This is a genomic window from Dehalococcoidia bacterium, assembly GCA_041649635.1.
Classification (GTDB): domain Bacteria; phylum Chloroflexota; class Dehalococcoidia; order E44-bin15; family E44-bin15; genus JAYEHL01.
In genome coordinates, this window is sequence record JBAZMV010000001.1 from 389,864 (window position 1) to 413,838 (window position 23,975).

Here is a 23,975-nt window from a genome sequence, read left to right on the forward strand (position 1 = left end):
CCTGGATTATCTTTCCCAAATCGGGAAGGATAATAACATTGCCGTCATTCCGGCTTTCGCCGGAATCCATAACCCACCTGCTGCTATTTTATAGCGTCCTCGATAGCCTTGACCAGACGGCCGATGCGCTCCTTCTTGCGCGGGTCGGAAAGCGCATCGCTATTGCCGATAATACACGATGTGGATTCGCATACGGTATCGATGATATTGAGATTGTTCTTGCGCAAAGTCGCGCCGGTCTCCGTATTCTCGATGAGCAGGTCGGCGTCCTCGGGCAGGAAGGCCTCGCTGGCGCCCCAGGTCGGGATTACCCTGCACCCACCCAGGCGGTTGTCGCGCGCGTACTTGTCGGCCAGGTTGACGTACTCCGATGCCACTCGCACCGACCTCAACTCTCCGCTGCGCACCATATCGCGCAGGTCGCCGATGCTGTCGGCCGGGAAACCGGGGCCGACCACGGCCACGATCTTCACCTTGGCGAAACCCAGCTTGAGCACCTTGCGCGCCGGGCTCGACGGGAAACGGTAGAGGTGGTCGCTGAGCCAGTCCTCGCCCGTTATTGCCAGGTCGAAGTTGCCGTTGGCCACCTGCAGCGGCATGTCCTGCGGGCGTATCATCTTTATAGAAACGCCGGGGATGTCGACGGTGGGACGGTGCGCCGGCGCATCGTCGCTGTAGCCCTCAATGCCCAAGGCGGTGCGGCTCAAAAGCTCGGCGGTGGTCTTCATAAGGTGGCCGTCGGGCAATGCAAGTCGAACGTCGCCGTCGGACGATTCGACACACGGCATAGCGCCCTTCCCGGCCGGCTTCTCCTCGATCCGCATCTCCTCCGCAACCGGGACATCGCCGATGAAAGGTTGAAGGCTCGTCAGTATATCGCTGAAATTGATACGGCTCAGCGTCCTCTTGTTGGCTATAAGGCATGCGCCGCAGGTGATGATATCGGCTATAGGCGTGAGGCCGAAGGAGGCCAGCTTCCTGGCAGTCATTTTGGGGATGATAGCAACGTCGGCGCTCTCCGGGGGATAGACCTCTCCGGCGCCCAGTATCGGCAGTATGCTGAAGCGCCTGAGCCTGTATTTCAGCGCGAAGGCCTCGGCGATGTTCTGGTACTCGCTGACGATGCGCACCTTATCGAAACAGCCGTTCAGCTGCCTTGCCGACGTAACGCCGCTGCTCCTGCCCGCCACGGCGCACAGGTCGAACCCGCCATAGCCTAAATCTTTGAGCTTAATCACATCGCTGGCGGGATACTTGGCCATGAGCTCGCCCATCCAGTCCAGGCCACAGATGCCGAGATCGTAGTTGCCGATGGCCACCTGGATGGGGATGTCGCGCTCGCGGAAGACCTTGATAAACATGTCGGGGAAGCGGGATGATTTCAATCGATAGGAGCGGGAGCGCTCGTTGTAGTCATCGAGGCCGAAGCCCGCCTTATCAAGCAATGCGGCGGTATCCTTCTGCAGCTTTCCCTTGGGCAGAGCCAGCTTCACCACGCGCCCTCCAAAGCCTTCTTTATATCGGATTCCGACGATACTTCGATCTGCTTCAGCGTGCTCCTGTCGACCAGCTTGAAGCGCCCCTTTCCCGACGGGTTGACCATCCACCTGAAGTCGTCGGCGTTCTTTCCCTTCAGCTCAAATGCGACGATGATGCCCGATTTCCGCAGCGCCTGTGCCAGCTTGAGACAGGCGGGCACCTCCTCGTCCCCGGCCATGCCCAGGTTGAGAAGTATCCTGTCGCCTGCTCTCCGATCGAGCTTGAGCATATCCATCAGCTTATCGACATATAAAGCGAATCCCGATGCCGGCATGTGCGGCCCGCCCACCAGCGACATCAGGTCATCGTACCTGCCGCCGCCGCCGACCTTCTGCCCCGATACGTAGAACTGGAATATGGCTCCGGTATAGTATTCAAACCCCCTGCCGGATGATATATCGATATGATATCTGCACCCCGCAGAAGTAAGCAGCCCGGCAACGTCTATGAAATCGTTCAGGCTCGGCTTGAGCCCGGCCAGCGATTTGCCGGCTATGGCGCTGATGTTCTCCAGATATCCCGCCGAGTCTCCCTTTATATCCAGCAGTATGTTCAAAGCCTTTTTCAGCTCTTTATCCTTTGTCTTGACCTCTCCCAGCGCCTTTATATTGCCCTCCAGCACCTGGTCGAATATCTTTGCCTGCTCCTCGTCGCCCAGTCCCAGCTCAGCTATGAGCGCCTTGATGAGCCCGGCGTGAGACAAACCGACCTCAATCGTCCCGATGCCGAGGGCCTCGACGACCTCGGACGCCAGCAGCACAAGCTCGATATCGGCCAGCGTCCCCCCGCCCCCTATCAGCTCCACCCCGCACTGCCACTGCTCCCGGTTCTCCTTGCCCGTGCCCTCGAACGAGAACACATTGCCCACGTATGCGTATCGCGCGATGCCGTCCTTGCCCTTGCTCTTGTCATTCTCCACGCACATCCTGGCGATGGGTATGGTGCCGTCCGGGCGCAGCACGACGCGCTCGCCGCTCCAGCCGTCCCAGTCAAGGAACGTGTATACCCGGCCCAGCATGCCCGGGGTCAGCGTGCCGGTGGCGGTGAACAGGTGCAGGTACTCCAGCGTGGGGGTCCTGACCTCGTCATAGCCCCATCGCGAGGTAGAATTGCGGAACACGTCCTCGATATGCCGGAACTTGGCCATGTCCTCCGGCAATATATCGCGCATCCCCTTGCATCGCGGCACCTTCATCGTTACCACCTTATACGAAGATGAAGCTATTCTACAATAATAAGATGATACGTTCAATCATTATGTAGTTAACACAGGGAAAGTAAAAGGTATATCAAGGTAAGGGATTATGCACTGTTCGGTCAGTCTGCAAAAGTGGCCATTAATTCATCGTTCAGTCTCTGCAATTCTTGCGATTCATACAGATACTGTTGGTACGCTTGGTCGAGGCCACTTTGTAGAGCCAGTTGAGTAAAATAATTACTGTGATTGTATTGATATACTAAAGCATTATAATTATCCATGGCGGCTTGCGTTACTATCAATTGTTCTTGATATTGTTCATAAAGGCTTTCAAAATCTCTCAAGTCCTTCGGATTATCGAAAAACCATCCTTGATAATAAAGGGCATTATCATAAACAACATAGCCCCCTGTACATTCAATGGCTAACCACTGATTAGGTTCTACTTCGGCTAATACCCATGCATGGTTAGCGTCACCAATGGAGCTTATATCTTTATTCACATTTCCGACTGCTATCTGCGCATTAATCCCTTGAGCCACTATCATATCCCATACGTCCTGTGCCATGTTATCGCAGTCAAACACGTCATTAGCTATGTATTGATGAGTATTATAGTAATCCTTAGCTATGTTCTCACATATTTGTACGTTTTCTGGTGTTTGAGAACATGATAATCCTTGTCCCCAAAAAATCCCAACAGCGATAAAAACTAAGACGACAAGGACGATGACTTCTACTAGTCTTGTCCTGGATTTTCTACTGCCCCATTTAACGGTACTCAAAGGTTCAGCACTCTTATTTTCAATACTACTTGTCTTCGGCTGTATCTGCTCAACATCATTCGCCTCAAGGTTCCCGCCACACTTCGGACAGTACTTTGCTTCAATTTCTATTTTATGGCCACATTTAGAACAACGCAGCAATTCATACCTCCTTCTAACTATGATTATTAGCCTTATATTTATATCAACGCTTCATATTAGTAACGATTAATAATGGCCATTGCTAGTTTTGCAAGTATTGCAATATATCCACACCCACCTAGAAATCCGCTAATGAGCCTCCTCATATTTGTCGACTCTTTGGCAGCAAAATACTGCAGTGACCAGTCAATACCCATCGGGGACAAAAGTAAAAATCCGGCCCAAAAAGGAATGAATATCCCGGTGAATGAGATTACTAACATTATGGTCTGGCCAATAAGCACACCAGTACAACGAGCACATAAGGGAAACTGCACCCCTTTGTAGAAGAAGCTTCGCTCTGGAAGCTGATGGCAACCCAGCCAATCTCCTACAGTACCAAGTACTTTGCGGAGAGGACTGTAATCGCCCTTAAAATTTTTTTCCACATGCAGCACAAACACGAACCGTTCTCGTTTTTCCTTTGCCCATTCCGCAAAGACCACATAGCCAGCCAAATGGCCCAAATAGTAGTGCACCAAGACATCCCGAGCCTAAACTATATCCTTGAGTTTCACCTTCAGTTGCTACTTGTATATTAGTCGAACCGCATTTCGGACACCTTGGCTCCTTTTTGTCCCCCTTTTCTTTAGGACTATCTACCTTACCTGACTTGAGGTCACAGCCACATTTACCACAGAATTTTACAGCTGCAGTTATTTCAGTACCACATTTAGGACAATATGGCATTGTTTCCCTCCTTATGATGAGCCTATCTGGGTCAAACTGAAATATATAAGATTTTAACACTTTAATGCTGGAGAGAGGGTATGTCAAGCTTTCCTCCTTGAAAAAACGCCTCCTCCATCTCTATAATGACACTATCTCACAGCAGGAACTCACCCCATATGAAATCGACCAGCGAGACATTCGGCGGCATTGAGATCAAAGGCAGCAAGGACTTCATCGCCGAGATGAAGGAAGCGCTCATGCTGCTGCAATTCAGCCCCGGCTTCCAGGAGGCGCTCCCATTCCTTAAGAAGATCGACTCGGCTGATATCCTAGGCCCCAATGGCAGTAAAGATCATCGCTACGACGGCAACAAGCCCGCCTATAACCACACATCGATATCCTACGGCGGCGACATCGCGGCTCTAGCCTGTCGCTCCATGCTGCAATCCAAAAAGCATAATGCGGCCGACATAGAGGAACGATGCACCGAATTCCGCGCAAAGGTGGAGCAGGAGCTGTACAATTTCTCGCTGAACGACTACCGCCAGAGCTTCATGACCTGGACTTGGCGATAGAGGTGCAGGAGACTCATCTCCTGCCGGGGTTATAGGGGTGTCCCCTAATTCTTTTTACTTCCCCCAAGATTGGGGGATACAGGGGGTTGAATAGCTCGATCGACGCTTCATGCATTGGTGATCGATATTCACTATGACCATCGTTTATGTTAATATCCTGACATACTTTCAGTTAAATAAAGGAGGCGTAAAATGACCGGTTGGATCGGAGCAATAGTATTCGTCGTAGTCCTCATCATCGTCCTGCTCTCGCTGTCGATACGCGTCGTCTACCAGTATGAGGCGGGCGTGACATTCAGGCTCGGCAAATATCAGAACACGAGGAAACCGGGCCTGCGCTTCATCATCCCCATCATCGACAGAATGCGCAAAGTCGATACCCGCGTCGTGACCATGGACGTCCCCTCGCAGGAAGCCATCACTCGCGACAACGTCACCGTCAAAGTGAACGCCGTGGTCTATTTCAAGGTCACCAACCCCGAGGCCGCCGTCATCGAGGTCTACAACTATATGCAGGCCACGTTCCAGATAGCACAAACCACTCTTCGCAGCGTGCTCGGCCAATCAGAGCTGGACGAGCTGCTGGCGAACCGCGACAAGATAAATCTGACACTGCAGAAGATCATCGATGAGCAAACCGAGCCCTGGGGCATCAAGGTCAGCGTGGTGGAGATCAAGGACGTGGAGCTTCCCGCCAGCATGCAGCGCGCCATGGCCGCCCAGGCCGAGGCCGAGCGCGACCGCCGCGCCAAGATCGTCCATGCCGAAGGCGAGTTCCAGGCCGCGCAGAAGATCACCGAAGCCGCGGCAGTCCTCGGCAAAGAGCCCGCGGCGCTACAGTTGCGCTACCTGCAAACGCTGACGCAGATCGCCACCGAGCGCACCAGCACGTTGATTTTCCCGCTGCCGCTGGAGATGCTCAACGCCTTCATGCCCAAGGATAAAAAATAACAACCGTAGTTTGGTGATGATCGTGTAGGGGCGATTAATCAATCGCCCTTGCTATTCTTCGATCCAATGTTACTAAAGAGGTGCAGGAGAGTTTCTCCTGCCGGGGGACTTGGGGGTGTCCCCCAACCACCCTACACCTTCAGCGTAACGTCGCCAGCAGAGATAAGCTCCAGCTTGCCGTCCAGCAGGCGCAGCAGCAGGTTGCCGTCCGCATCAACGTCCTCCGCGATACCCTTGTGAACCGTCCGCCCGCATCGCACCGTCACCTGCTTGCCCAGCGTATTCAGCCTGCGCTTCCACTCCACCTCAACCGGCTCGCCCTTGCGCATGTCCTTGTACACCTTCTCAAAGTCGGCGAGAAGAGCCGACAGCATGATCAGACGCGGCACGGGTATGCCTATCTCATGCTTGAGGCTTGTGGCAAAATCAGCGATCTCGGGGATTAAATCAATATCAAGGTTCACATTCACGGCGATTCCGACGATAGCGGACTTTACCTTATCGCCTGCGACATCGCTCTCCACGAGCACGCCGCTCACCTTTCTGCCGCCTATCTGCACATCGTTGGGCCATTTAATCGAGGTTTCAAGAAAGGTGATATCCTCAATGCTGCGGGCTATAGCCAGGCAGGACACCAAGGTCAGACGTGCAAGATGCTCCAGCTTGGGGTAGAGGATTATCGAGAATGTAAGGTTGCTGCCCTGTGGGGAGACCCACCCCCGCCCCAGGCGGCCGCGTCCGGCGGTCTGGTGATCCGTGATGACAACTGTGCCATCCGCGGCGCCGTTCCTGACCGCCTCCCTGGCTACATCCATCGTAGAGGGCATAGCGGGGGAATACAGCACCGTCCTGCCAATCAGCTTGGTGCTAAGCGCTTCGTAAATGGACTCCGCCGAAAATATTTCTTCTTCCATGTTCCTTTACGACATCGTTCCTGTCATTCTGAACAAAGTGAAGAATCTCGTCTGGTGTATTCTTCAGATGCACTACTTCAAAATGACAGCGACTTCAACCCCCTGTTATCCCCATCGATTTCAAGATAGGGCGAACACAGAGGTTCGCCCCTACATAGGAACTTTCTAAATCGGGGGGACAGACAAACCTGTAAGCCGAGTTCTGTACCCCGACCGAAATCGGGGCGGTGACCATTTATCTAGGATGGCGGTTACCCGCCACCTCAAGCGACCTACCCCAGGGTTGTAACGAGGCCGGGCGTCCTCTCCCCTGCTATTCGGTCTTGCACCGGATGGGGTTTGCCCGCCACCGATGTCACCATCGGAGCGGTGAGCTCTTACCTCACCTTTTCACCCTTGCCCCGAAGGGCGGTTTAGTCTCTGTGGCACTTTCCGTATGCGCCGGTTTTCACCTGCGCACCCTGGGCGTTACCCAGCATCCTGCCCGGTGGAGCTCGGACTTTCCTCATCCTTCCCGCTAGGCGGGAAGGACGCGGTCACCCGGTTTATCTGCCCCCCATGAAGTCTATTACAGAGGGGTTAGTTAGTCAATTGATTATGTCGATGAGATTGCCACGTCGTCTTTGTCTCCTCGCAATGACAGCCTGTCGAAAGAGGTGCAGGAGACTCGTCTCCTGCCGGGGTTCTAGGGGTGTCCCCTATTCCTTTTTTAAAATCCCCCAAGCCTGGGGGATAACAGGGGGTTGATCAGCTCTTAACCGATGATTATGGACAGCGACTTAATGATCCTTCGGCTTGAGGCTGAGCGCCCGTTTGCTCAAAGCATCGGCCTCTTTGTTCTGCTCGCGAGGAATATGGCGCACTGTGTAGGACTCAAATTCATCAAGAAGACTTACCGTCTGTTCGTACAACTGCTTCATTAACTTGCTGCGATATTTCCCTTCAAGCTGCCTGACGATAAGCTCCGAATCCGATTTGATATCGACGTGATCGGCATTCAATTCAAGCGCCTTCTCCAGCGCCGCGATAAGCGCAAGGAACTCTGCTTTGTTGTTAGTAGCCGGACCGATGTATTGCGATATCTCAGCTACAATACTTCCTTTTGCATCACGCAGGACGGCTCCGATCCCGGCAGGCCCCGGATTCGGTACGGCGGCACCGTCGCTGTTTATTGTTAAACGCTTCGATTTAATTACAGCCAAAGCACCGTCTCAATATAATCATCGTGTATAATTATGCGATCAATCACGTTCCGCATCAACAAGCGTTTTGCCGAGAAATCCAGCGAATCCCAGCGCGCTAAAAGATCATCTAGGTCGCGGAAAGTATATTCGCGCCGCTGTTCCGCAGTGATCTCTCCCCTAGCCTCCGCCCAGATACGGTTAAGCCGCTCCTCCGCAAGCCGCCTCTCTCTCACAATCTCACCATCCAAATCACGCAGTTCATCAACCGTGATTTCTCCCTTCGCAGCTTTATCCAAGTTCGCATGGAACCTTCTCTCCAGCGACTTGATCACTTTTTTCAAATGCGGCTGCTCCAACGTTTGAGGATCAGAGATGCGCTGCGGATTACTGATTAATTTCTCCCGGTTATCGGGACGGCTTAACCTCTGCAAGTCCGCCTTCACCGCAGTCTCCAGATCATCCACCTTACGGGTATTGTACTGACAGAAGCTCTGATTTGTCCTGGACTGGCATTGATAGTAACGATATTCGCCGCTATGCTTGATTCCGCTCTTTTTGCTGATCCAGGACTGATTCCTGTTCATGCCGGTCATTTTGTTATTGCATCGACCGCAGTAAACCATGCCCGCGAGCAGAAAAGGCGTCTTTACCACATGCCCCCTGTGGCTGGCATGCGCGGTAAGCTTCTCCTGAACCTTCTCAAATACCTGGAATGGAACGATAGCGGGATGGCTGCCCGGCACCCTTAAACCGAAACGCGAAGAAGTACCGACATACGATCTGTTGCGCAGCACGTCCCTGACGCCGACTATGCTCCATCTTCCCCCGCTTCTCGTGGTGATCTGCCGCTCGTTCAAATATCGAGCGATGAGGCGAACGCCCTTGTTCTCCTGGGAATACAGGCGAAATATCAACGCTATCGTCTCCGCCTCCTCCGGGACCAGCTCGAACTTATGATCGCTGCCGATCCTGTATCCAAACGGCGGCTTGCCCAATCCCCTCCCACGCACAGCCCTTAGCTTCATAGCCTCCTTTACCCGCTCGCCGGTCTTATCGCCATGACTCTGCTCCGACCAGTTGCGAAGGGCTATAGCAAGGGGCTCGCCGCGGAGGCTGTCGATGAAATGTACCCGAACGCCCAGGACATCAAGCTCGATGAGGCAACGGACTAGTTCCTGGAGATCGGGATGCAGATGACGCATGCTCTTGATTACAATGATAAAATCGCCTTTATTTTTCCATATATAGCTCAGCATGCTGCGATACTGGGTCCCGCTCACACGCAATCCGGAATCCAGATCGACGAACGCGGTCACCGGTTCGTGGCCGTTCTCGCTGCAGAACTGGGAGAACATCCTCTCCTGTTCCTTAAGTGTATAGGGAACGCCCTGCTCTACATCAGATGCGACCCTGAAATAGCCGATCGCTTTCATAATTTAACTCAGATACAGAATCCTCTCGCAACTGCCGCACTGAACCAGCGCGTTCCCTGTCTTGATCTGTTTCAATTTATTTATCGGCAGCACGATACGGCACCCCTGGCACATCCCCTGCTCGACCCTGGCTACCGCCTTTCCCTGCCGTCTGTTGCGTAGATTCTCATAGAGTTTAAGAGTAGCCGCGTCAACCTTGGCGACCATTTCATTACGATTCAACTCTAATTTCGCGATTTCTATGTCCAGATCTGCTCTCTCCTGCAGCAATACCCCCTGCGCCTTCTTCCATTCTTCCTCGATGGCAACTACTTCCTGTTGCTTGATCTTTATCCGATCCTTCTCGGCTTCTACTTCAGTCATTAATTCAAGTATTTTATCTTCCAGTTCCTTTATCTTTCGATTATAACTCTCAACCTGCTCCTTCAAGCTTACAAGCTCCTTGGGATTCTTCACCGCACCACCGTAAAGCCTGTCTCCCGCGACCGCCGCTTTTGCGCGCGCGTCTTCGACATCCATCTCCAACCCGCGCATCAGATGCTCCGTCTCTTCCAATTTCTTCTGCTGCTGCACCAGCGCCACGCGCCCTTCGATCAAAGCATTGCTTTCGCCAATGCTAGAAATTGTCTTTGATAGCTCTTGCCTTCTCGAATCTATATCCAGATCGAGTTCCTGCATGTCATATAGCTGTTTAGCTTCACTCAATTCGCTGCCCTCAGGCCTCATTCTATGTTAAGGCCAATAGGCTGTCAACAACGAGCAAGCTCTTATAGACATCAATGATCGGTTGCTGAAACCTCCACATCTGCGGCTCTGTTGCACACAAAGAGCAACCCTAGTAAAATGTTACAATCACATTCATTCAACTGCCATGAAGAAAAGAATCCTTATCTCTCTGTTACTCATGCTAGCTATAACAGCGTCTGGCGTGGCCATACCTGAGGGTGAGCCAGCCCGCGCCGACGGCTGGACAGCGATGAGCGGCGTGCCGGACAGCGACCTCTTCGGGATATGGGGAACATCTTCATCTAATGTGTACGCCGTAGGCGCAGTTGACACGGCCGGTATCATCCTACACTACGACGGCAGCAATTGGAGCGAGGTTTATTCTGGGGGCAGCATACTCACCGAAATCTGGGGAAGTTCTTCATCCGATATCTTCGCAGTAGGACGCGGCGGCACCATCTTGCACTACGATGGAAGTTCGTGGAGCTCGATGAGCGGCGTGCCGGACAGCGACCTCTGGGGAATATGGGGTGCATCCGGTAACGACGTGTATGCCGTTGGTAGCGGCGGAACCATTCTGCATTTCGATAGCAGTGGTTGGAGCCCGATGGAATCCGGGACCGAGAACACCCTCCATGATATATGGGGCACTTCCCTAACAAATGTCTTCGCCGTAGGACTTAATATTTCAACAGGCGGGGGCACGATTTTTAAATTTGATAGTATAACGTGGAGCGAAATGAACATAGGCCCTGCCGATTATCTATATGGCATATGGGGTGTCTCTGCATCCGCCATCTTCGCTGTAGGCTACGATGGGGAGATCCTCCGCTACAGTGGAAGCAGTTGGACCGAGATACACAGCCATACAGGTTGGGTACTTACCGACATATGGGGTACATCATTATCCGACATATATACGGTCGGGTGGGATGGCATTGTTCTACATTACAACGGAGCTACCTGGCAACCTATGACCAGCGGCTCTACGAACAATCTATGGGGACTTTGGGGATCATCATCTGATATCTTCGCGGTCGGATGGGAAAGCACAATATTACATTACTCGTCAGGAGCAACACCTGCTCCGACTTCCCAACCTACATATACTCAGACACCCGATGGCACTGCCACCCCAACCCCATCGCCAAGCTCATCTCTGACTCCAACGCAAACTCTACCTCCAACCGCATCACCAACGGGCATCCCGACATCCACGACCGTCACACCCACATTCATGCCGACAGCAACTGAATCAACCACCCCCACCGTTACTCCTCCTCCAAGCCCAACACCGGAACCGGTTGATTCTCCGCCATGGTACAAAGGCACATGGTTTGGCATCTGGATCGCAGCATTCTGGCTAGTCGCCGCGGGAGCGATTGTATGGTTGTTGAAGCAACGCAGGCCGCCTTCCAAACCAAATAAGAAAAATAAATCATCACAATCATTAGAAGGCAAAAAGAAATGAGCATTCTCCGTAATCCCGATATCCAACTGAAGAATGCACAGCGTTCTGATATGAACTGTCTCTAATATTAGATAAATAAATATAATCCCTGCCGTGCCTGATTCACTAGTAACTATAGTATGACTGGCACGGTAGTCCAATAAAGTATAATTTTACTAAAATACCCTTAATATGTATTGACATGGTGAATTGTATATGTTAGCATTAGCCATTAAATAAAAACAGGATTATGGGTTTACCTTATCCGTCAATCATACTTAACAGTCAAGTTGGTCTAGTAAGAAAAGGAGGGCTTATGAAAAAGGTATTATTGCTCAGTCTAATCTTAGCCCTGGTCGGGATGACAATCCTCCCTGCTGTTACGGTACCTAAATCAGCAGAAGCCGGATTGTTTGATGCAACAATTACTTGCGATCCTGTTGAGTTGAATTTTATCCATTACACAGGGGTGCCAGAGACTCTACTGGGATTCATACCTCTAGAAACCCAAAAAGTAACTGTAACTTCAGATAAATTCTGGTCAGCGAGTGATAATGCTGACTGGCTTACCCTTTTAGCTACGGTATTCCCGGGTGAAGGCGAATTGACAGTTTAGCTCAACAACAACGTGGATGACCTCGAGGCAGGGACATATACGGCTACAATTACAGTTACAGCCAGCGGTTTATTCGCTAGCGCGTCCGCCACCATAGATGTAACCCTAGAAGTGATAGAGCCAAAAGTAATGGGCCCTATTGGCATCGGGATGCTGAATATTCTCGACACCTCCACGGAGAACTACGGCGGCTTTGTAGTGAACCTGCTTACCAATCCGGACGACGCGATGGACATGCAGGCAATAGAGACGGACGGTTGCTTTAACCTGATGTTGCAGAGAGGGGACGAGATACCTGGATTGGGGACCCCTCTTACTGGGGGAACACTAGATATCAACGGAGAGAGCAACCAGATCATAGAAGGAGTCGTTGCCGATTTCACCGGGCTTATGGCTATGATGGGCGGAGCTTTGCCGCCCGAACTAACCAGTTTCGACTGGGGTGATAACGCAGCTGTAATATTCGCAACTGATGATGGTGGTGCGTATATAGGCATATTACTCGCCGACCTGCCTACATTGCTTACTGGTCTCCCTGATCTTCTCCCGCTACTGGGAGGCATGCTTTCAGATGAAGAAGCGGAGGTCACTTCTCTGCCCGCACCTTCGGGTAAGGATCCAACTGTGGGCGCCCCTACTGGTTCAGTCATAAATGAACCATCGCCCGAACTTGTGATACCTTTGAAACCAATTCTTAATCTTCTCCCTACTTTGATGCCTGTGATGATTGACCTTCTGAGCAATGAAACCGTTATCGGAATAATTGATATCATCGCACCGCTTACAGGGCTAATCCCTCCGATAATGATTGTTATGCCAATGAACGTATTACTGGAGCTCTTTAGCGGTTTAATGTAACCATAGTTTAATCGGCATATTCACAACAAAGATCAAAGAGAGCGGGAATAAATCCCGCTCTCTTTATTTTCAGGCACTAGTATATATACTCGTGCCTGTTTTCATTTTGTCTTCAGCCTACGAAATGCTATACTGCAATATATCCAATCACTAAACCCGCGACAGAGGTTCAAACATGCGGCAGCCGGAGGAATATTCCGATGAAAAGACAAATCATCATAAAGGCAGGCGCCGTTAAGGCTATAGCTGACATCGACGATTCCGGAACAGCTGATGCAATATGGCAGGCGCTGCCTATAAAAGGCACGGCTAACATTTGGGGCGACGAGGTCTACTTTGAGATACCTGTCGACCTCGAGTTGGACGATGGCAAGGAGCTTGTATCGGAGGGAGACCTGGGTTACTGGCCCGCTGGCAACTGTTTCTGTATCTTTTTCGGTCCGACCCCCATGAGCAAGGGTAGCGAAATCCGCCCCGCCAGCGCGGTGAACGTCTTTGGCAAAATCGTCGGCGACGCAAAGACTTTCAAGCAGGTGAAAGAAGGCGATCCGATAACGGTCGAACAGGCATAATACTCAGTGATTGCGAGGTAAATCTATGAAAACCGCTACCGAGTACATATGGATACATACTAAAAAGCTGCGTGAGTTCGTCAACATGACCGACAGGGTGGAATCATTCGTAATTAAAAGCGGCATCAAAGACGGTTTCTTGCTTGTATCGGCGATGCACATCACCGCCGGCGTATACGTCAACGATGCCGAATACGGCCTTATCGCCGACATAGAGGAATGGCTGGAGAAGCTGGCCCCCTACCGGGAAGATTACCGGCACCACCGCACCGGAGAAACCAACGGCGACGCGCACCTGAAGAGCCTCTTAATACATCACGAGGTCACCGTGCCGATAACGGACGGGAAGCTCGACCTCGGGCCCTGGCAGCAGATATATTACGCCGAGTTCGACGGCCAGCGGGACAAGCGCATAATCCTGAAGGCGATGGGAGAATAAGCAGCGCCGTCAAATCGACAGTTACCCTTTCAGAAACTCTATCACTTCCCTGTTGAACTTTTTGCTCATCTCCATGAAGAATGAATGTGAACCCTGCTGAAACTCGATGAGCTTGGCGCCGGGTATGTTCCGCGCCACTATACGCGAGAATTCTATCGGCACTATCTTATCATCGGTACCCGCTAAAACGAGGGTCGGGGCTTTTATCTGGTTCAGCCTGTCGATGGTGTTATGAGTCGACACAGCCCTGAGCTGATCCAGCACCCCGCTAGGGCCGACTTTCTTGAAATAGTACCTGGAGCCGAGCGTCATCGGTATGCGAAATACGGAGCGGTTAAACGCATTCTTAGTTAAACCGACCATGACCTTAACAGCATCAATACTGGCGGGATCTTCCATGATCCTGCGGTTGAAATCCTCCCCCAGGCCGGTGCTCCTGTTCAGTTCGGCGTTTTTCCTATCCCATGTTTCCTTGTTCGCAGTATCGTTCATGCCCGGCGTCGTCGCCGCCAGTATCAGCTTATTCACACGCTGAGGATAGCTGATGGCGACCTCCTGCGCTATCATGCTGCCCAGCGACACGCCGACGATATGCGCTCGTTCGATATTGAGGGCGTCGAGCAACCCGACGATATCCTGCGCCATCCTGCGCATTGTATAAGCCTCGCCCATCCTGGAGATCTTGCCCACGCCACGGCTGTTCATGGCTATCACCCTGAAGTACTTGCTCAATGTGGGTATATTCAAGAACCACGATTCCTTAACCGCCCCCAGCCCCATGATCAGCATCACCACCTCCCCTCTACCACGCTCGCTATAAGAGATTTTTATGTCATCGACTTTGACAACAGGCATTGCTTCTGCCCTCCCGTCTGTTTGCGTGGACCAAATGTAATTCGGCGATTATACACCATCGTCACAATAATCGCCAATATCCCGGAAACATAAAGGTTTTAAGCTACTTATTTTGACCTTGCCGGAAACCGGTTCCATCAAATCAACCCCGCTGACTGATATGAGCTTGATTTATTCTCTGAAACGGGATATAATCTGCGTTCCACATAGATAGTACCCAATGCCAAATATTAAAGGAGGTGCATTGCCATGACACAGGAAGGAAAGCCAAAACATGCCACTATCGAGTTCGCCATATCAGAGCTGGCCAGTAAGAGCAGCTTCGTCCGTGTCGATGCGCGCAATTATCTTGTGTCGATGAAAGACAAAGCGGTGCCCCATCTGATAGAGGCGCTGAAAAGCGAAAGCCAGTGGGTGCGATGGGAAGCGGCCAAGGCCCTCAGCAAAATAGGAGACCCGGCTGCATCGCAGGCCCTCATCGAAGCCCTTGAGGATAAGATGTTCGACGTGCGGTGGATTGCGGCGGAAGGCCTCATAGCCATCGGTCGCAAATCCCTCATTCCGTTACTGGCCGCACTAACCAAAAAGGGCGACTCCCTCTGGCTCAGGGAAGGCGCGCACCATGTGATACACGACCTGATGCGTGAAGACCTCAAGACCGTCTTTGGCCCTGTATTGGAGGAAATAGAAAAACCCGAGGGCAAGCTGGCGGTGCCGCGCGTGGCAGAGAGCGCTCTAGCCGAACTGAGGAAGATACTGGGGCAATAAGCGACTCATCCCAGAGGAAAAAACTGGTGGGCCCGGTAGGTATCGAACCTACGACCAATCGGTTATGAGCCGACCGCTCTACCACTGAGCTACAGGCCCACGAGGCAACGTCTAGTCTACAAAACAACAGGCCTTAAGTCAAGCTGATGTTATGTGCGCCACCCGACGTAGGGGCGAACCTATGTGTTCGCCCGCTGTGGGCAGACACGTAGGTCTGCCCCTACGGGACACCCCTAACACCCCGGTCCTTCCGCGGAAGGACGCCCCTACAGGAGACGAAACCATCGACACCCTTTGTTTTTTCTACGCGTTGGCATATAATCAATGACGAGTATTTAATCGAACGAATGATGAAAATATTATGGACGAAAAGACAGAAGCTTCTTCCGGTTACAACCCGCAGGAGATAGAGACCAAGTGGCAGAAGAGATGGTATGAAGACCATCTCTATGAAGTGAATGAAAGCGACCCCCGCCCCAAATGGTACGCCCTCACCATGTTCCCCTACACCTCGGGCGACCTGCACGTCGGCCACTGGTACGCCATGGCGCCGTCCGACGTGCACGCGCGCTTCATGCGCATGAAGGGCTACAACGTTATGCACCCCATCGGCTTCGATGCCTTCGGGCTGCCGGCGGAAAATGCGGCCATAAAGCGCGGCATACACCCGTACAAGTGGACCATGGACAACGTCGAGCGCATGCGCGGGCAGCTCAAGCGCATGGGGTCAACCTACGACTGGCGGCGCGAGGTCATCACCTGCCTGCCGGAATATTACAAGTGGACGCAGTGGTTCTTCCTGAAATTCTACGAGGCCGGGCTGGCCTACCGCGCCAAGGCCCCTGTGAACTGGTGCCCCAAGTGTCAGACCGTCCTGGCCAACGAACAAGTTGTAGGAGAAGGTATCTGCGAGCGCTGCGACGCGCCCGTGACGCACAGGGACCTGGAGCAGTGGTTCTTCCGCATCACCAAGTACGCCGACGAACTGCTCGACTTTAGCAGGATACAATGGCCCGAGCGCATCAAGATAATGCAAACCAATTGGATAGGCAAAAGCAGGGGCGTGGAGATATCGTTCGGGCTGGACGGCGGCGGCGATTTGAACGTGTTCACCACGCGAGCCGACACGGTGTATGGAGTGACGTTCGTCGTATTAGCGCCCGAGAACCCGTTAGTGGAGAGGTTAACGACTCCCGACCGCAGCAAGGACGTCGAGCGATACATAGAGCAGACGCGAAGGGCGACCGAGATAGAGCGCGCCTCCACCGAACGAGAGAAGACCGGCGTATTCATAGGCTCATACGCCACGAATAAGCTCAACGGCGAGCGCGTGCCGATATGGATAGCGGACTACGTGCTGACCAGCTACGGCACCGGGGCCGTGATGGCGGTGCCGGCCCACGACCAGCGCGACTTCGAGTTCGCCAAAAAGTTCGGCCTGCCGATAAAGACCGCCATCGCGCCGCCTGATTGGGATAAGGGAGAGTTCACGCAGGCTTACACCGAGAGCGGAACGATGGTCAATTCGGCGCAATTCGACGGCTTGCCCAGCGATAAGGGCCTCGAAGCTATAGCCGACCATATCGAGAAGAACGACTTCGGAAGAAGGAAAATAACTTATCGACTACGGGATTGGCTCATCTCGCGCCAGCGCTACTGGGGCGCGCCGATACCAATGATCTACTGCAAGAAGTGCGGCGTGGTTCCCGTGCCCGAGAGCGACCTGCCCGTGCTGCTGCCGGAGGACGCCGAGTTCAAGCCCACCGGCGAATCGCCGCTGAAACTATGCAAATCCTTCGTCGAGACCACGTGTCCTAAGTGCAAGGCCCCCGCCCAGCGCGAAACCGACACCATGGACACATTCATGTGCTCGTCGTGGTATTTCATGCGCTACACCAGCCCCGGATTCGACAGCGGGCCCGCCGATAAGGAGAAGATGCGATACTGGCTGCCCGTCGACCAGTACACCGGAGGCGCCGAGCACGCCGTGATGCACCTGCTCTACGCGCGCTTCTTCGTCAAGGCCTCTCGCGACATCGGAGCGGTCGAGTTCGACGAGCCGTTCACGCGCCTGTTCAACCAGGGAATCGTCACGAGCGGCGGGCAGAAGATGAGCAAGTCCCGAGGCAACGTCATCGCGCCGGACGACTACGTATCGACGCTGGGCGCGGACACCGTACGAACGTACCTGATGTTCATCGGACCCTGGGATCAGGGCGGCGACTGGGACGACCACGGCATCAAGGGCATGCACCGCTGGTTCAACCGGATATGGTCGGTCGTTCTCGACAAGTACGATCCGGCGTCGATAGATGAAGGGAAAAATAAAGACCTGCTCCGCGTGACGCACCAGACCATCAGGCGCGTGCACGACGACCTGGAACGGTTCCATTTCAATACCATGCTGGCGGCCCTCATGGAGTTCACCAACTACCTGGGCAAGGCCCGTGACGATAAAGCGGTTTCACGCGAGGCATACGACGAGGCGAAGCGGGCACTGATGCTGATGCTGGCGCCGACCACCCCGCACCTCGCCGAGGAGCTGTGGCAGCGCACCGGCAACCCCTACAGCGTACACAATCAGCACTTTCCAAAATGGGATGAGAAGCTGGCGGCCGATGAGAATTTCACGCTGGTTATACAGGTCAACGGAAAGCTGCGCGACAAGGTTGACGCGCCGGTGAACATCACCGGGGATGAGGCCAGGGAACTGGTGTTGAATCGCGATAAAGTGAAAGAGCATCTCAAAGGCGCTGCGCCCGCGAAGGTTATTTACGTGCCGGGAAAGTTGATAAACATCGTCGTAAAGTGAATCTCCGACGGCACTTGAGCCTGATGGAGAATTATTGTATACTACGGTCACTTTAATACTACACCAACCCCGATCAGGAGGATTGTTATGAAGCTGTCGTGTCTCCAGGAGAATCTCAGTAAAGGACTCAGCATTGTGGGCCGGGCGGTTGCCACGCGCAGCACGCTGCCGATAACCCAGAACGTTCTCATCAGCGCGGATAAATCGCGCATCAAGCTCGCGGCCACCAATCTGGAAATAGCCATCACCTACTGGATCGGCGCCAAGGTCTCCGAGCAGGGAGAGATAACTGTTCCGGCCAGATTGTTCACGGACTTCGTCAATTCTCTGCCCAACGATAAAATCGACATGTCCCTTTCGGCCAAGACGAAGACCCTCGAGATGAAGTGCGCCCGGTTTACCGGACGCATTAACGGCATGGCGGCGGACGAGTTCCCTCCCATCCCGGCCATCGGCGACGGCGCGACGACTTCGATCGACCCGGACGCCCTGCGAGCGGCTATCGCCCAGGTTGTGTTCGCCGCCGCGACCGAGGAGACGCGCCCTGTGCTCACCGGCGTCTACTGCGAATTCCACGGCGACACGCTGACCATGGCCGCCGCCGACGGTTTCCGCCTTGCCGTGCACAAGGCGCAACTCGGCGGAAAGGTCAAAGAAAGGGCTGAGATCATCATACCGGCGCGCACGCTGAACGAGCTGCAGCGCCTGCTCACCGATGAGAAGGATCCGATAAATATAGTGGTCAACGCCAACAAGAGCCAGATAATGTTCCGACTGAAGGAAGCCGAGGTCGTGTCCCAGCTCATCCAGGGCAGTTTCCCCAACTACAAACAGCTTATACCGCAGAGCTGCACCACCGGCGCCGAGATGAGCCTGGCGGAGTTCGCCAAGGCCACCAAGACCGCCTCGATATTCGCCCGCGAGGGCAGCGCCATAGTGCGCCTCCAGATAACCCCGGGCCAGAAGAACGCCCTGGGGCAGGTGATGCTCTCGGCGCGCGCCGAGGAAGTTGGCGAGGACACCGGCGATGTGGACGCGGTGGTCACGGGAGAGGAAGCCAAGATCGCCTTCAACAGCAAGTACCTGTCAGACGCTCTGAACGTGCTGCATACCGAGCGCGTATTGCTGGAAGTAACCGGGCCGTCAAGCCCGGGCGTGCTCAAGCCGGTAGGAGACGAAAACTATATCCATGTCGTAATGCCCATGTTCGTGCAATGGTAGTGAATATCGCGGCTAAATGAGTTCATTTAGCGATGGATGCGCGGCGATAAAAATAAAGGGGAGTGCAAAAACTCCCCTTTTCTATTCGAATCCCACCGGGCGTACCATCGTAAATGCATCGTGGAGACCGACCGGTAATTTCGACTCTAATACTTCGACGCGCCGATCTCCTCCATCTTGCCGGTGACCACGAACACGATGCGCTCGCAGATGTTGGTGACCCTGTCGGCGCTGCGTTCAAGATTGTGCGCCACCCATATTAACCGCGTGGCCCGCGTGATGGTGTGCGGGTCCTCCGCCATAAACGTGAGCAGTTCGCGGAACACCTGGTCGTAGATGTTATCGATCTCGTCGTCCTCGCCGGCGATCTTCCGCGCCGCATCGACGTCGTGATGGATAAAGGCGTCCATGCTGCGGTGCAGCATGTCGGCGGTCTTCTCCGCCATGCGCGGCAGGTCGATGAGCGGCTTAAGCGGAGGCTCGTTGCCGATGAGCAATGTGATCTTGGCGATGCCCTCGGCGTGGTCGCCGATGCGCTCGAGCTCGGAGATGACGTTCAACACGGAGATGATGATGCGCAGGTCGCCGGCCATGGGCTGCTGCGTTGCGATGAGCTCTACGCACTTCTCCTCGATCTCGAACCTCTTCGCGTTGATCCTCTGGTCGTCGTCTATCACCTGCTGAGCCAGCTCCAAGTTGCGGTTCTTGAGCGATTCCATGGAGCGCAGGATGGCCTTCTCCACCATGCTGCCCATGAAGAGGATATCGTCCTGTATCTCGTGCAGCTTTTTCTGATAAATCTCTCTCATAGCCGTTCCTCCCTGTTTTATCCGAACCTGCCGGTGATATAATCCTCGGTCTTTTGATTCTTCGGCCGGCTGAACATGTCCGTCGTGTCTCCGTATTCCAGCATCTCCCCCATCAGGAAGAAGCCGGTGAAGTCCGAGACGCGCGCCGCCTGCTGCATGTTGTGCGTTACGATGACTATTGTATAGCTCTTTTTCAATTCCTGCATCAGCTCCTCGATCTTCAGCGTGGCGATGGGGTCGAGCGCCGAGCAGGGCTCGTCCATGAGGATGACCTCCGGCTCCACCGCCAGCACGCGGGCGATGCACAGCCGCTGCTGCTGTCCCCCGGAGAGCGTCAGCGCGGACTTCTTGAGGTCGTCGCAGACCTCGCCCCACAGCGCCGCCGCGCGCAGGCTCTTCTCCACCACCTCGTCCATGTTGACGAAGCGTTTCATACCCAGCATCCTGGGCCCGAAGGCCACGTTCTCGTATATCGACTTGGCGAACGGGTTCGGCTGCTGGAAGACCATGCCCACGCGCTTGCGCAGGTCTACGACGTCGACGCATTTATCGTAGATGTTCCTGCCGTCGAGCACGACCTCGCCGTCGATACGCGCGCCGGGGATTATATCGTTCATGCGGTTCAGCGTGCGCAGGAAGGTCGACTTGCCGCATCCCGACGGCCCGATGAGGGCCGTGATGCGGTTCTCCATTACGTCGATGTTGATGTTCTTAAGGGCATGCAGCTTACCGTAGTAGAAATCGAGCTTTTTGATCTGCATCTTTGTGTTCATGACGGTTTTCCTTTCATCTTCGCCTGGAAGCGGTATGACAGCCAGTTGGTCACGGCGTTGATAACGAAGATCGTTACTATCAGCACCACGGCCGTGGCCATGGCCTTCTGCGGGGCATTGGAGTCCATTATCAGGTAGTAGATGTGCAGCGATAGCGGCCTCCCCGGATCCATGAGCGATGTGGGCATGCCGGTGTAGTTCCCTATCGTGAGGTAGAGGCAGGCGGTCTCTCCCAGCGCGCGCCCGATGCACAGTATGATCCCCGTTATCACGCCGGGGAAGGCCGTCGGCAGCACCACGTGCCGTATCGTCTGCCACTTCGTCGCGCCCAGCGCCAGCGAGCCCTCGCGATGGCCGCGCGGCACGGCCTTTATCGCTTCCTCTGTGGTGCGTATCATCGTCGGCAGCAGCAGGCACACCAGCGTGAGCGCGCCCGACAGTATCGAAAAATTGAAGTTCAACGCGGTCACCAGCAGCGCCAGGCCGAACATGCCGAAGACGATCGAGGGTATCCCTGCCAGCGTGTCGATGCCGTAGCGTATGAAGCGCGTCAGGCGGTTGTCCGGCGCGTACTCCGCCAGATATATGCCGGCCCCGATGCCGGGCACGACCAGGATGCCCATGGTGAGGGCGATGAGATAGATAGTGCTCACTATTATCGTGGAGATGCCGCCCCCGGCGTTTATCCCTCCCGCGGGCGGGGTGGTCAGGAAGTCCCATCCCAAGCCGGGAACGCCCTTGATGAAGATATATATGATGATCGTCAGCAGGAAGAGGATGGTTATCGCGCCCGAGGCCCAGACGAATGCCATGGCCGCGCGCTGCGTATTTTTGGCCGAGGTTATCTTAGCGAGCATGGCGCAGCCGCCCTCCCCTCTTCAGCGCCACCAGCGCTATGCTGTTGAGGAACATGATGAGGAACAGCAGCACCACCCCGGTGGCGAACAGCGCGCTCATGTGGTCCGGCGGCGCGTACGTGGCCTCGACGGCGATGTTGCCCGTGAGCGTGCGCGCCGAATCGAGAGGCGAGACCGGCATCTGCACCGAGTTGCCGATGACCATTATCATGGCCATGGTCTCTCCTATGGCGCGGCCCATGCCCAGTATGATCCCGGCCGCGATGCCGGAGCGCGCCGCCGGCAGCAGCACGTGCCATATCGTCTGCCAGTGCGTTGCGCCTATGGCCAGCGAGCCCTCCTTGTAGCCGCGCGGCACGGCCCTGATGGCGTCCTCGCTGATGCTGATTATCGTCGGCAGTATCATGGCCGCCAGCACTATCGAGGCCGCCGCTATGCTGAAACCCGTTCCGCCTATCTCCCTTATCAGCGGCACCACCAGCAGCAGCCCCACCAGGCCGTAGATAACGGACGGTATCCCCACCAGCAGCTCTACGGCGGGCCTCAGGATCGTGCGCACCTTGAACGGGGCCACCTCGGCCAGCAGCACGGCGCAGCCTATGCCCAGCGGCACGGCGATGAGCAATGCGCCGAAGGTCACGTAGAGCGAGCCCACGATCATGGGCAGGATGCCGTATTGACCGAGCGACGGGCGCCACTCCGTGCCGAAGAGGAAGCTGAAAAAGCCGACCCTCTCAAACGCGGGCAGGCCCTCCTTGAAGATGAAGACGATTATGGTGAGGAATATGATGATAGAGGCGAACGCGCACAGGAAGACCAGGTTCTTTGAAGCCTTATCTATAAAATATCGCGACATCTATACGCCTCTAGCTATGGATGGCTGGAGGGCTTATCGAACCCCCCAGCCGCAACTACTTTTTATTCCGCTTTCCCCCGTATCGGGCTATTGAGCCGAGATATATCCTTCGTCCTCGACGATGTCCTGCCCCTCTACGCCGAGACAGAAGTCGATGAAGTCCGCGACAGCCCCGGTCGGCTGCTCCAGAGTGAGGAAGTACAGCGGCCTGCTGATGGGATATGTGCCGTTCAAGACGTTGTCCACGGTGCCCGCCACCCCGTCCACGGCCAGCGCTTTAACCGCGCTGTCGATGTAGCCGAAGGACAGGTAGCCGATCGAGTAAGGCGTGCTTGATGTTGCGGTCTTTATGGTGCCGTTGGACGGCTGCAGTATGGCGCCGGACTTTATCAGCTCCTCGCCCATGACCAGCTCCTGGAAGGCGTCGCGCGTGCCGGAGCCTTCCTCCCTGGAGATGACTATAATGTCCTCGTCGGGCCCGCCGACCTCGTTCCAGTTGGTGATGGTCCCCGCGTATATCTGCATGACCTGGTCCTTTGTCAGCCCGCTGACGCTGTTGCCGGTGTTTGTGATGATGGCGATGCCGTCGCGCGCCAGCAGGTGCGTCACCAGCGCGGGCTCGCTGGACTTGAGCTCCCTTGAAGCCGCGCCGATATCGAACGTGCCGTCCGCGGTCTTGGATACGCCGGTGCTGGAGCCGCCGCCCTGGATGATGATCTTGACGTCGGGATTATCCGCCATGAACGCCGCCGCCAGCATCTCCGCCACCGGCTGAACGGTTGTCGATCCGCCCTCTGTTATAGTGGTGCTCGACCCGCCGCCGCAGCCCGTGGCCGCGATGGATACCGCGATGAGCGCCAGCATGACCGAACCGGCCGCCCATCGGACCCTCTTAATCTTTCCTAACCAGTTACGCATTCCATAACCTCCTT

At 54.6% G+C, this 23,975-nt stretch carries 25 protein-coding genes, 1 tRNA gene and 1 other RNA gene; 10 read left to right on the top strand and 17 right to left on the bottom strand.

Annotated features, from left to right (window positions below; translation table 11 throughout):
* Window positions 1-83: 83 nt before the first annotated feature.
* The 5 genes from hisG to WC562_01890 all read right to left on the bottom strand — a co-directional run bounded on the left by hisG (window position 84) and on the right by WC562_01890 (window position 4,479).
* Window positions 84-1,496, bottom strand: a complete 1,413-nt coding sequence (gene hisG, locus WC562_01870) for an ATP phosphoribosyltransferase (protein MFA5054908.1) — start codon at window positions 1,494-1,496, stop codon at window positions 84-86.
* Window positions 1,490-2,734 (bottom strand): HisS family protein, encoded by a 1,245-nt coding sequence (locus WC562_01875; protein ID MFA5054909.1) that lies wholly within the window; start codon window positions 2,732-2,734, stop codon window positions 1,490-1,492. Before WC562_01875 ends, hisG begins: the two co-directional genes overlap by 7 nt.
* Window positions 2,735-2,856: 122 nt before the next feature.
* A complete protein-coding gene (locus WC562_01880; protein MFA5054910.1) occupies window positions 2,857-3,663 on the bottom strand; it encodes a zinc ribbon domain-containing protein in 807 nt (268 codons plus the stop codon).
* 56 nt (window positions 3,664-3,719) lie between these two features.
* Window positions 3,720-4,181 carry a DUF2085 domain-containing protein gene (locus tag WC562_01885; GenBank protein ID MFA5054911.1) on the bottom strand — a complete coding sequence of 154 codons (462 nt, stop codon included), beginning with the start codon at window positions 4,179-4,181 and terminating at the stop codon, window positions 3,720-3,722.
* The gene (locus tag WC562_01890) at window positions 4,075-4,479 is read right to left on the bottom strand and encodes a zinc ribbon domain-containing protein (GenBank protein MFA5054912.1); all 405 of its coding nucleotides are present in this window, start codon (window positions 4,477-4,479) and stop codon (window positions 4,075-4,077) included. The genes WC562_01885 and WC562_01890 overlap by 107 nt, the downstream gene beginning before the upstream one ends.
* A 71-nt stretch (window positions 4,480-4,550) precedes the next feature.
* Between WC562_01890 and WC562_01895 the strand changes: the two genes are divergently transcribed.
* Both WC562_01895 and WC562_01900 read left to right on the top strand, forming a co-directional pair.
* Window positions 4,551-4,949: a hypothetical protein gene (locus WC562_01895; GenBank protein MFA5054913.1), complete on the top strand. Its 399-nt coding sequence runs from the start codon at window positions 4,551-4,553 to the stop codon at window positions 4,947-4,949.
* Window positions 4,950-5,141: 192 nt separating this feature from the next.
* The gene (locus tag WC562_01900) at window positions 5,142-5,900 is read left to right on the top strand and encodes a slipin family protein (GenBank protein ID MFA5054914.1); all 759 of its coding nucleotides are present in this window, start codon (window positions 5,142-5,144) and stop codon (window positions 5,898-5,900) included.
* 131 nt (window positions 5,901-6,031) lie between these two features.
* Here WC562_01900 and WC562_01905 read toward each other — a convergent pair whose 3' ends face one another.
* From WC562_01905 to WC562_01925, 5 genes are all read right to left on the bottom strand, one after another.
* The gene (locus WC562_01905; protein ID MFA5054915.1) at window positions 6,032-6,814 is read right to left on the bottom strand and encodes a biotin--[acetyl-CoA-carboxylase] ligase; all 783 of its coding nucleotides are present in this window, start codon (window positions 6,812-6,814) and stop codon (window positions 6,032-6,034) included.
* A gap of 175 nt (window positions 6,815-6,989) precedes the next feature.
* Window positions 6,990-7,366: RNase P RNA component class A (gene rnpB, locus WC562_01910), an RNA gene on the bottom strand.
* A gap of 227 nt (window positions 7,367-7,593) precedes the next feature.
* Window positions 7,594-8,016: a ribonuclease HI family protein gene (locus WC562_01915; GenBank protein ID MFA5054916.1), complete on the bottom strand. Its 423-nt coding sequence runs from the start codon at window positions 8,014-8,016 to the stop codon at window positions 7,594-7,596.
* Window positions 8,007-9,431: a recombinase family protein gene (locus WC562_01920; GenBank protein ID MFA5054917.1), complete on the bottom strand. Its 1,425-nt coding sequence runs from the start codon at window positions 9,429-9,431 to the stop codon at window positions 8,007-8,009. Before WC562_01920 ends, WC562_01915 begins: the two co-directional genes overlap by 10 nt.
* Before the next feature lie 3 nt (window positions 9,432-9,434).
* Window positions 9,435-10,136 carry a C4-type zinc ribbon domain-containing protein gene (locus WC562_01925; GenBank protein MFA5054918.1) on the bottom strand — a complete coding sequence of 234 codons (702 nt, stop codon included), beginning with the start codon at window positions 10,134-10,136 and terminating at the stop codon, window positions 9,435-9,437.
* Between the two features lie 223 nt (window positions 10,137-10,359).
* Here WC562_01925 and WC562_01930 point away from each other — a divergent pair, with 223 nt between their 5' ends.
* The 5 genes from WC562_01930 (at window position 10,360) to WC562_01950 (ending at window position 14,092) form a co-directional block, all read left to right on the top strand.
* Window positions 10,360-11,628: a hypothetical protein gene (locus WC562_01930; protein MFA5054919.1), complete on the top strand. Its 1,269-nt coding sequence runs from the start codon at window positions 10,360-10,362 to the stop codon at window positions 11,626-11,628.
* 295 nt (window positions 11,629-11,923) lie between these two features.
* Complete coding sequence (locus tag WC562_01935) at window positions 11,924-12,223, top strand: hypothetical protein (protein ID MFA5054920.1); 300 nt, start codon at window positions 11,924-11,926, stop codon at window positions 12,221-12,223.
* Window positions 12,224-12,334: 111 nt separating this feature from the next.
* Window positions 12,335-13,081 carry a hypothetical protein gene (locus tag WC562_01940; protein MFA5054921.1) on the top strand — a complete coding sequence of 249 codons (747 nt, stop codon included), beginning with the start codon at window positions 12,335-12,337 and terminating at the stop codon, window positions 13,079-13,081.
* Between the two features lie 200 nt (window positions 13,082-13,281).
* The gene (locus WC562_01945; protein ID MFA5054922.1) at window positions 13,282-13,653 is read left to right on the top strand and encodes a cyclophilin-like fold protein; all 372 of its coding nucleotides are present in this window, start codon (window positions 13,282-13,284) and stop codon (window positions 13,651-13,653) included.
* 25 nt (window positions 13,654-13,678) lie between these two features.
* The gene (locus WC562_01950; protein ID MFA5054923.1) at window positions 13,679-14,092 is read left to right on the top strand and encodes a secondary thiamine-phosphate synthase enzyme YjbQ; all 414 of its coding nucleotides are present in this window, start codon (window positions 13,679-13,681) and stop codon (window positions 14,090-14,092) included.
* Window positions 14,093-14,113: 21 nt separating this feature from the next.
* Here WC562_01950 and WC562_01955 read toward each other — a convergent pair whose 3' ends face one another.
* Window positions 14,114-14,947: an alpha/beta hydrolase gene (locus tag WC562_01955; GenBank protein MFA5054924.1), complete on the bottom strand. Its 834-nt coding sequence runs from the start codon at window positions 14,945-14,947 to the stop codon at window positions 14,114-14,116.
* 249 nt (window positions 14,948-15,196) lie between these two features.
* Here WC562_01955 and WC562_01960 point away from each other — a divergent pair, with 249 nt between their 5' ends.
* Window positions 15,197-15,715, top strand: a complete 519-nt coding sequence (locus WC562_01960; GenBank protein ID MFA5054925.1) for a HEAT repeat domain-containing protein — start codon at window positions 15,197-15,199, stop codon at window positions 15,713-15,715.
* A gap of 24 nt (window positions 15,716-15,739) precedes the next feature.
* Here the strand turns inward: WC562_01960 and WC562_01965 are convergent.
* Window positions 15,740-15,814 (bottom strand) — tRNA-Ile (locus WC562_01965).
* A 262-nt stretch (window positions 15,815-16,076) separates the two neighbouring features.
* Between WC562_01965 and leuS the strand changes: the two genes are divergently transcribed.
* Together leuS and dnaN are read left to right on the top strand one after the other, a co-directional pair.
* Window positions 16,077-18,527: a leucine--tRNA ligase gene (leuS, locus tag WC562_01970; GenBank protein MFA5054926.1), complete on the top strand. Its 2,451-nt coding sequence runs from the start codon at window positions 16,077-16,079 to the stop codon at window positions 18,525-18,527.
* 87 nt (window positions 18,528-18,614) lie between these two features.
* On the top strand, window positions 18,615-19,748 hold the full coding sequence (gene dnaN, locus WC562_01975) for a DNA polymerase III subunit beta (protein MFA5054927.1): 1,134 nt from the start codon (window positions 18,615-18,617) through the stop codon (window positions 19,746-19,748).
* Between the two features lie 146 nt (window positions 19,749-19,894).
* Here dnaN and phoU read toward each other — a convergent pair whose 3' ends face one another.
* The 5 genes from phoU to WC562_02000 all read right to left on the bottom strand — a co-directional run bounded on the left by phoU (window position 19,895) and on the right by WC562_02000 (window position 23,961).
* Window positions 19,895-20,557, bottom strand: a complete 663-nt coding sequence (gene phoU, locus WC562_01980; GenBank protein ID MFA5054928.1) for a phosphate signaling complex protein PhoU — start codon at window positions 20,555-20,557, stop codon at window positions 19,895-19,897.
* A 17-nt stretch (window positions 20,558-20,574) separates the two neighbouring features.
* A complete protein-coding gene (gene pstB / locus WC562_01985) occupies window positions 20,575-21,330 on the bottom strand; it encodes a phosphate ABC transporter ATP-binding protein PstB (GenBank protein ID MFA5054929.1) in 756 nt (251 codons plus the stop codon).
* Window positions 21,327-22,187: a phosphate ABC transporter permease PstA gene (gene pstA / locus WC562_01990; GenBank protein MFA5054930.1), complete on the bottom strand. Its 861-nt coding sequence runs from the start codon at window positions 22,185-22,187 to the stop codon at window positions 21,327-21,329. The genes pstB and pstA overlap by 4 nt, the downstream gene beginning before the upstream one ends.
* The gene (gene pstC / locus WC562_01995; protein MFA5054931.1) at window positions 22,177-23,043 is read right to left on the bottom strand and encodes a phosphate ABC transporter permease subunit PstC; all 867 of its coding nucleotides are present in this window, start codon (window positions 23,041-23,043) and stop codon (window positions 22,177-22,179) included. Before pstC ends, pstA begins: the two co-directional genes overlap by 11 nt.
* 87 nt (window positions 23,044-23,130) lie before the next feature.
* The gene (locus WC562_02000; GenBank protein MFA5054932.1) at window positions 23,131-23,961 is read right to left on the bottom strand and encodes a phosphate ABC transporter substrate-binding protein; all 831 of its coding nucleotides are present in this window, start codon (window positions 23,959-23,961) and stop codon (window positions 23,131-23,133) included.
* Window positions 23,962-23,975 lie beyond the last annotated feature (14 nt).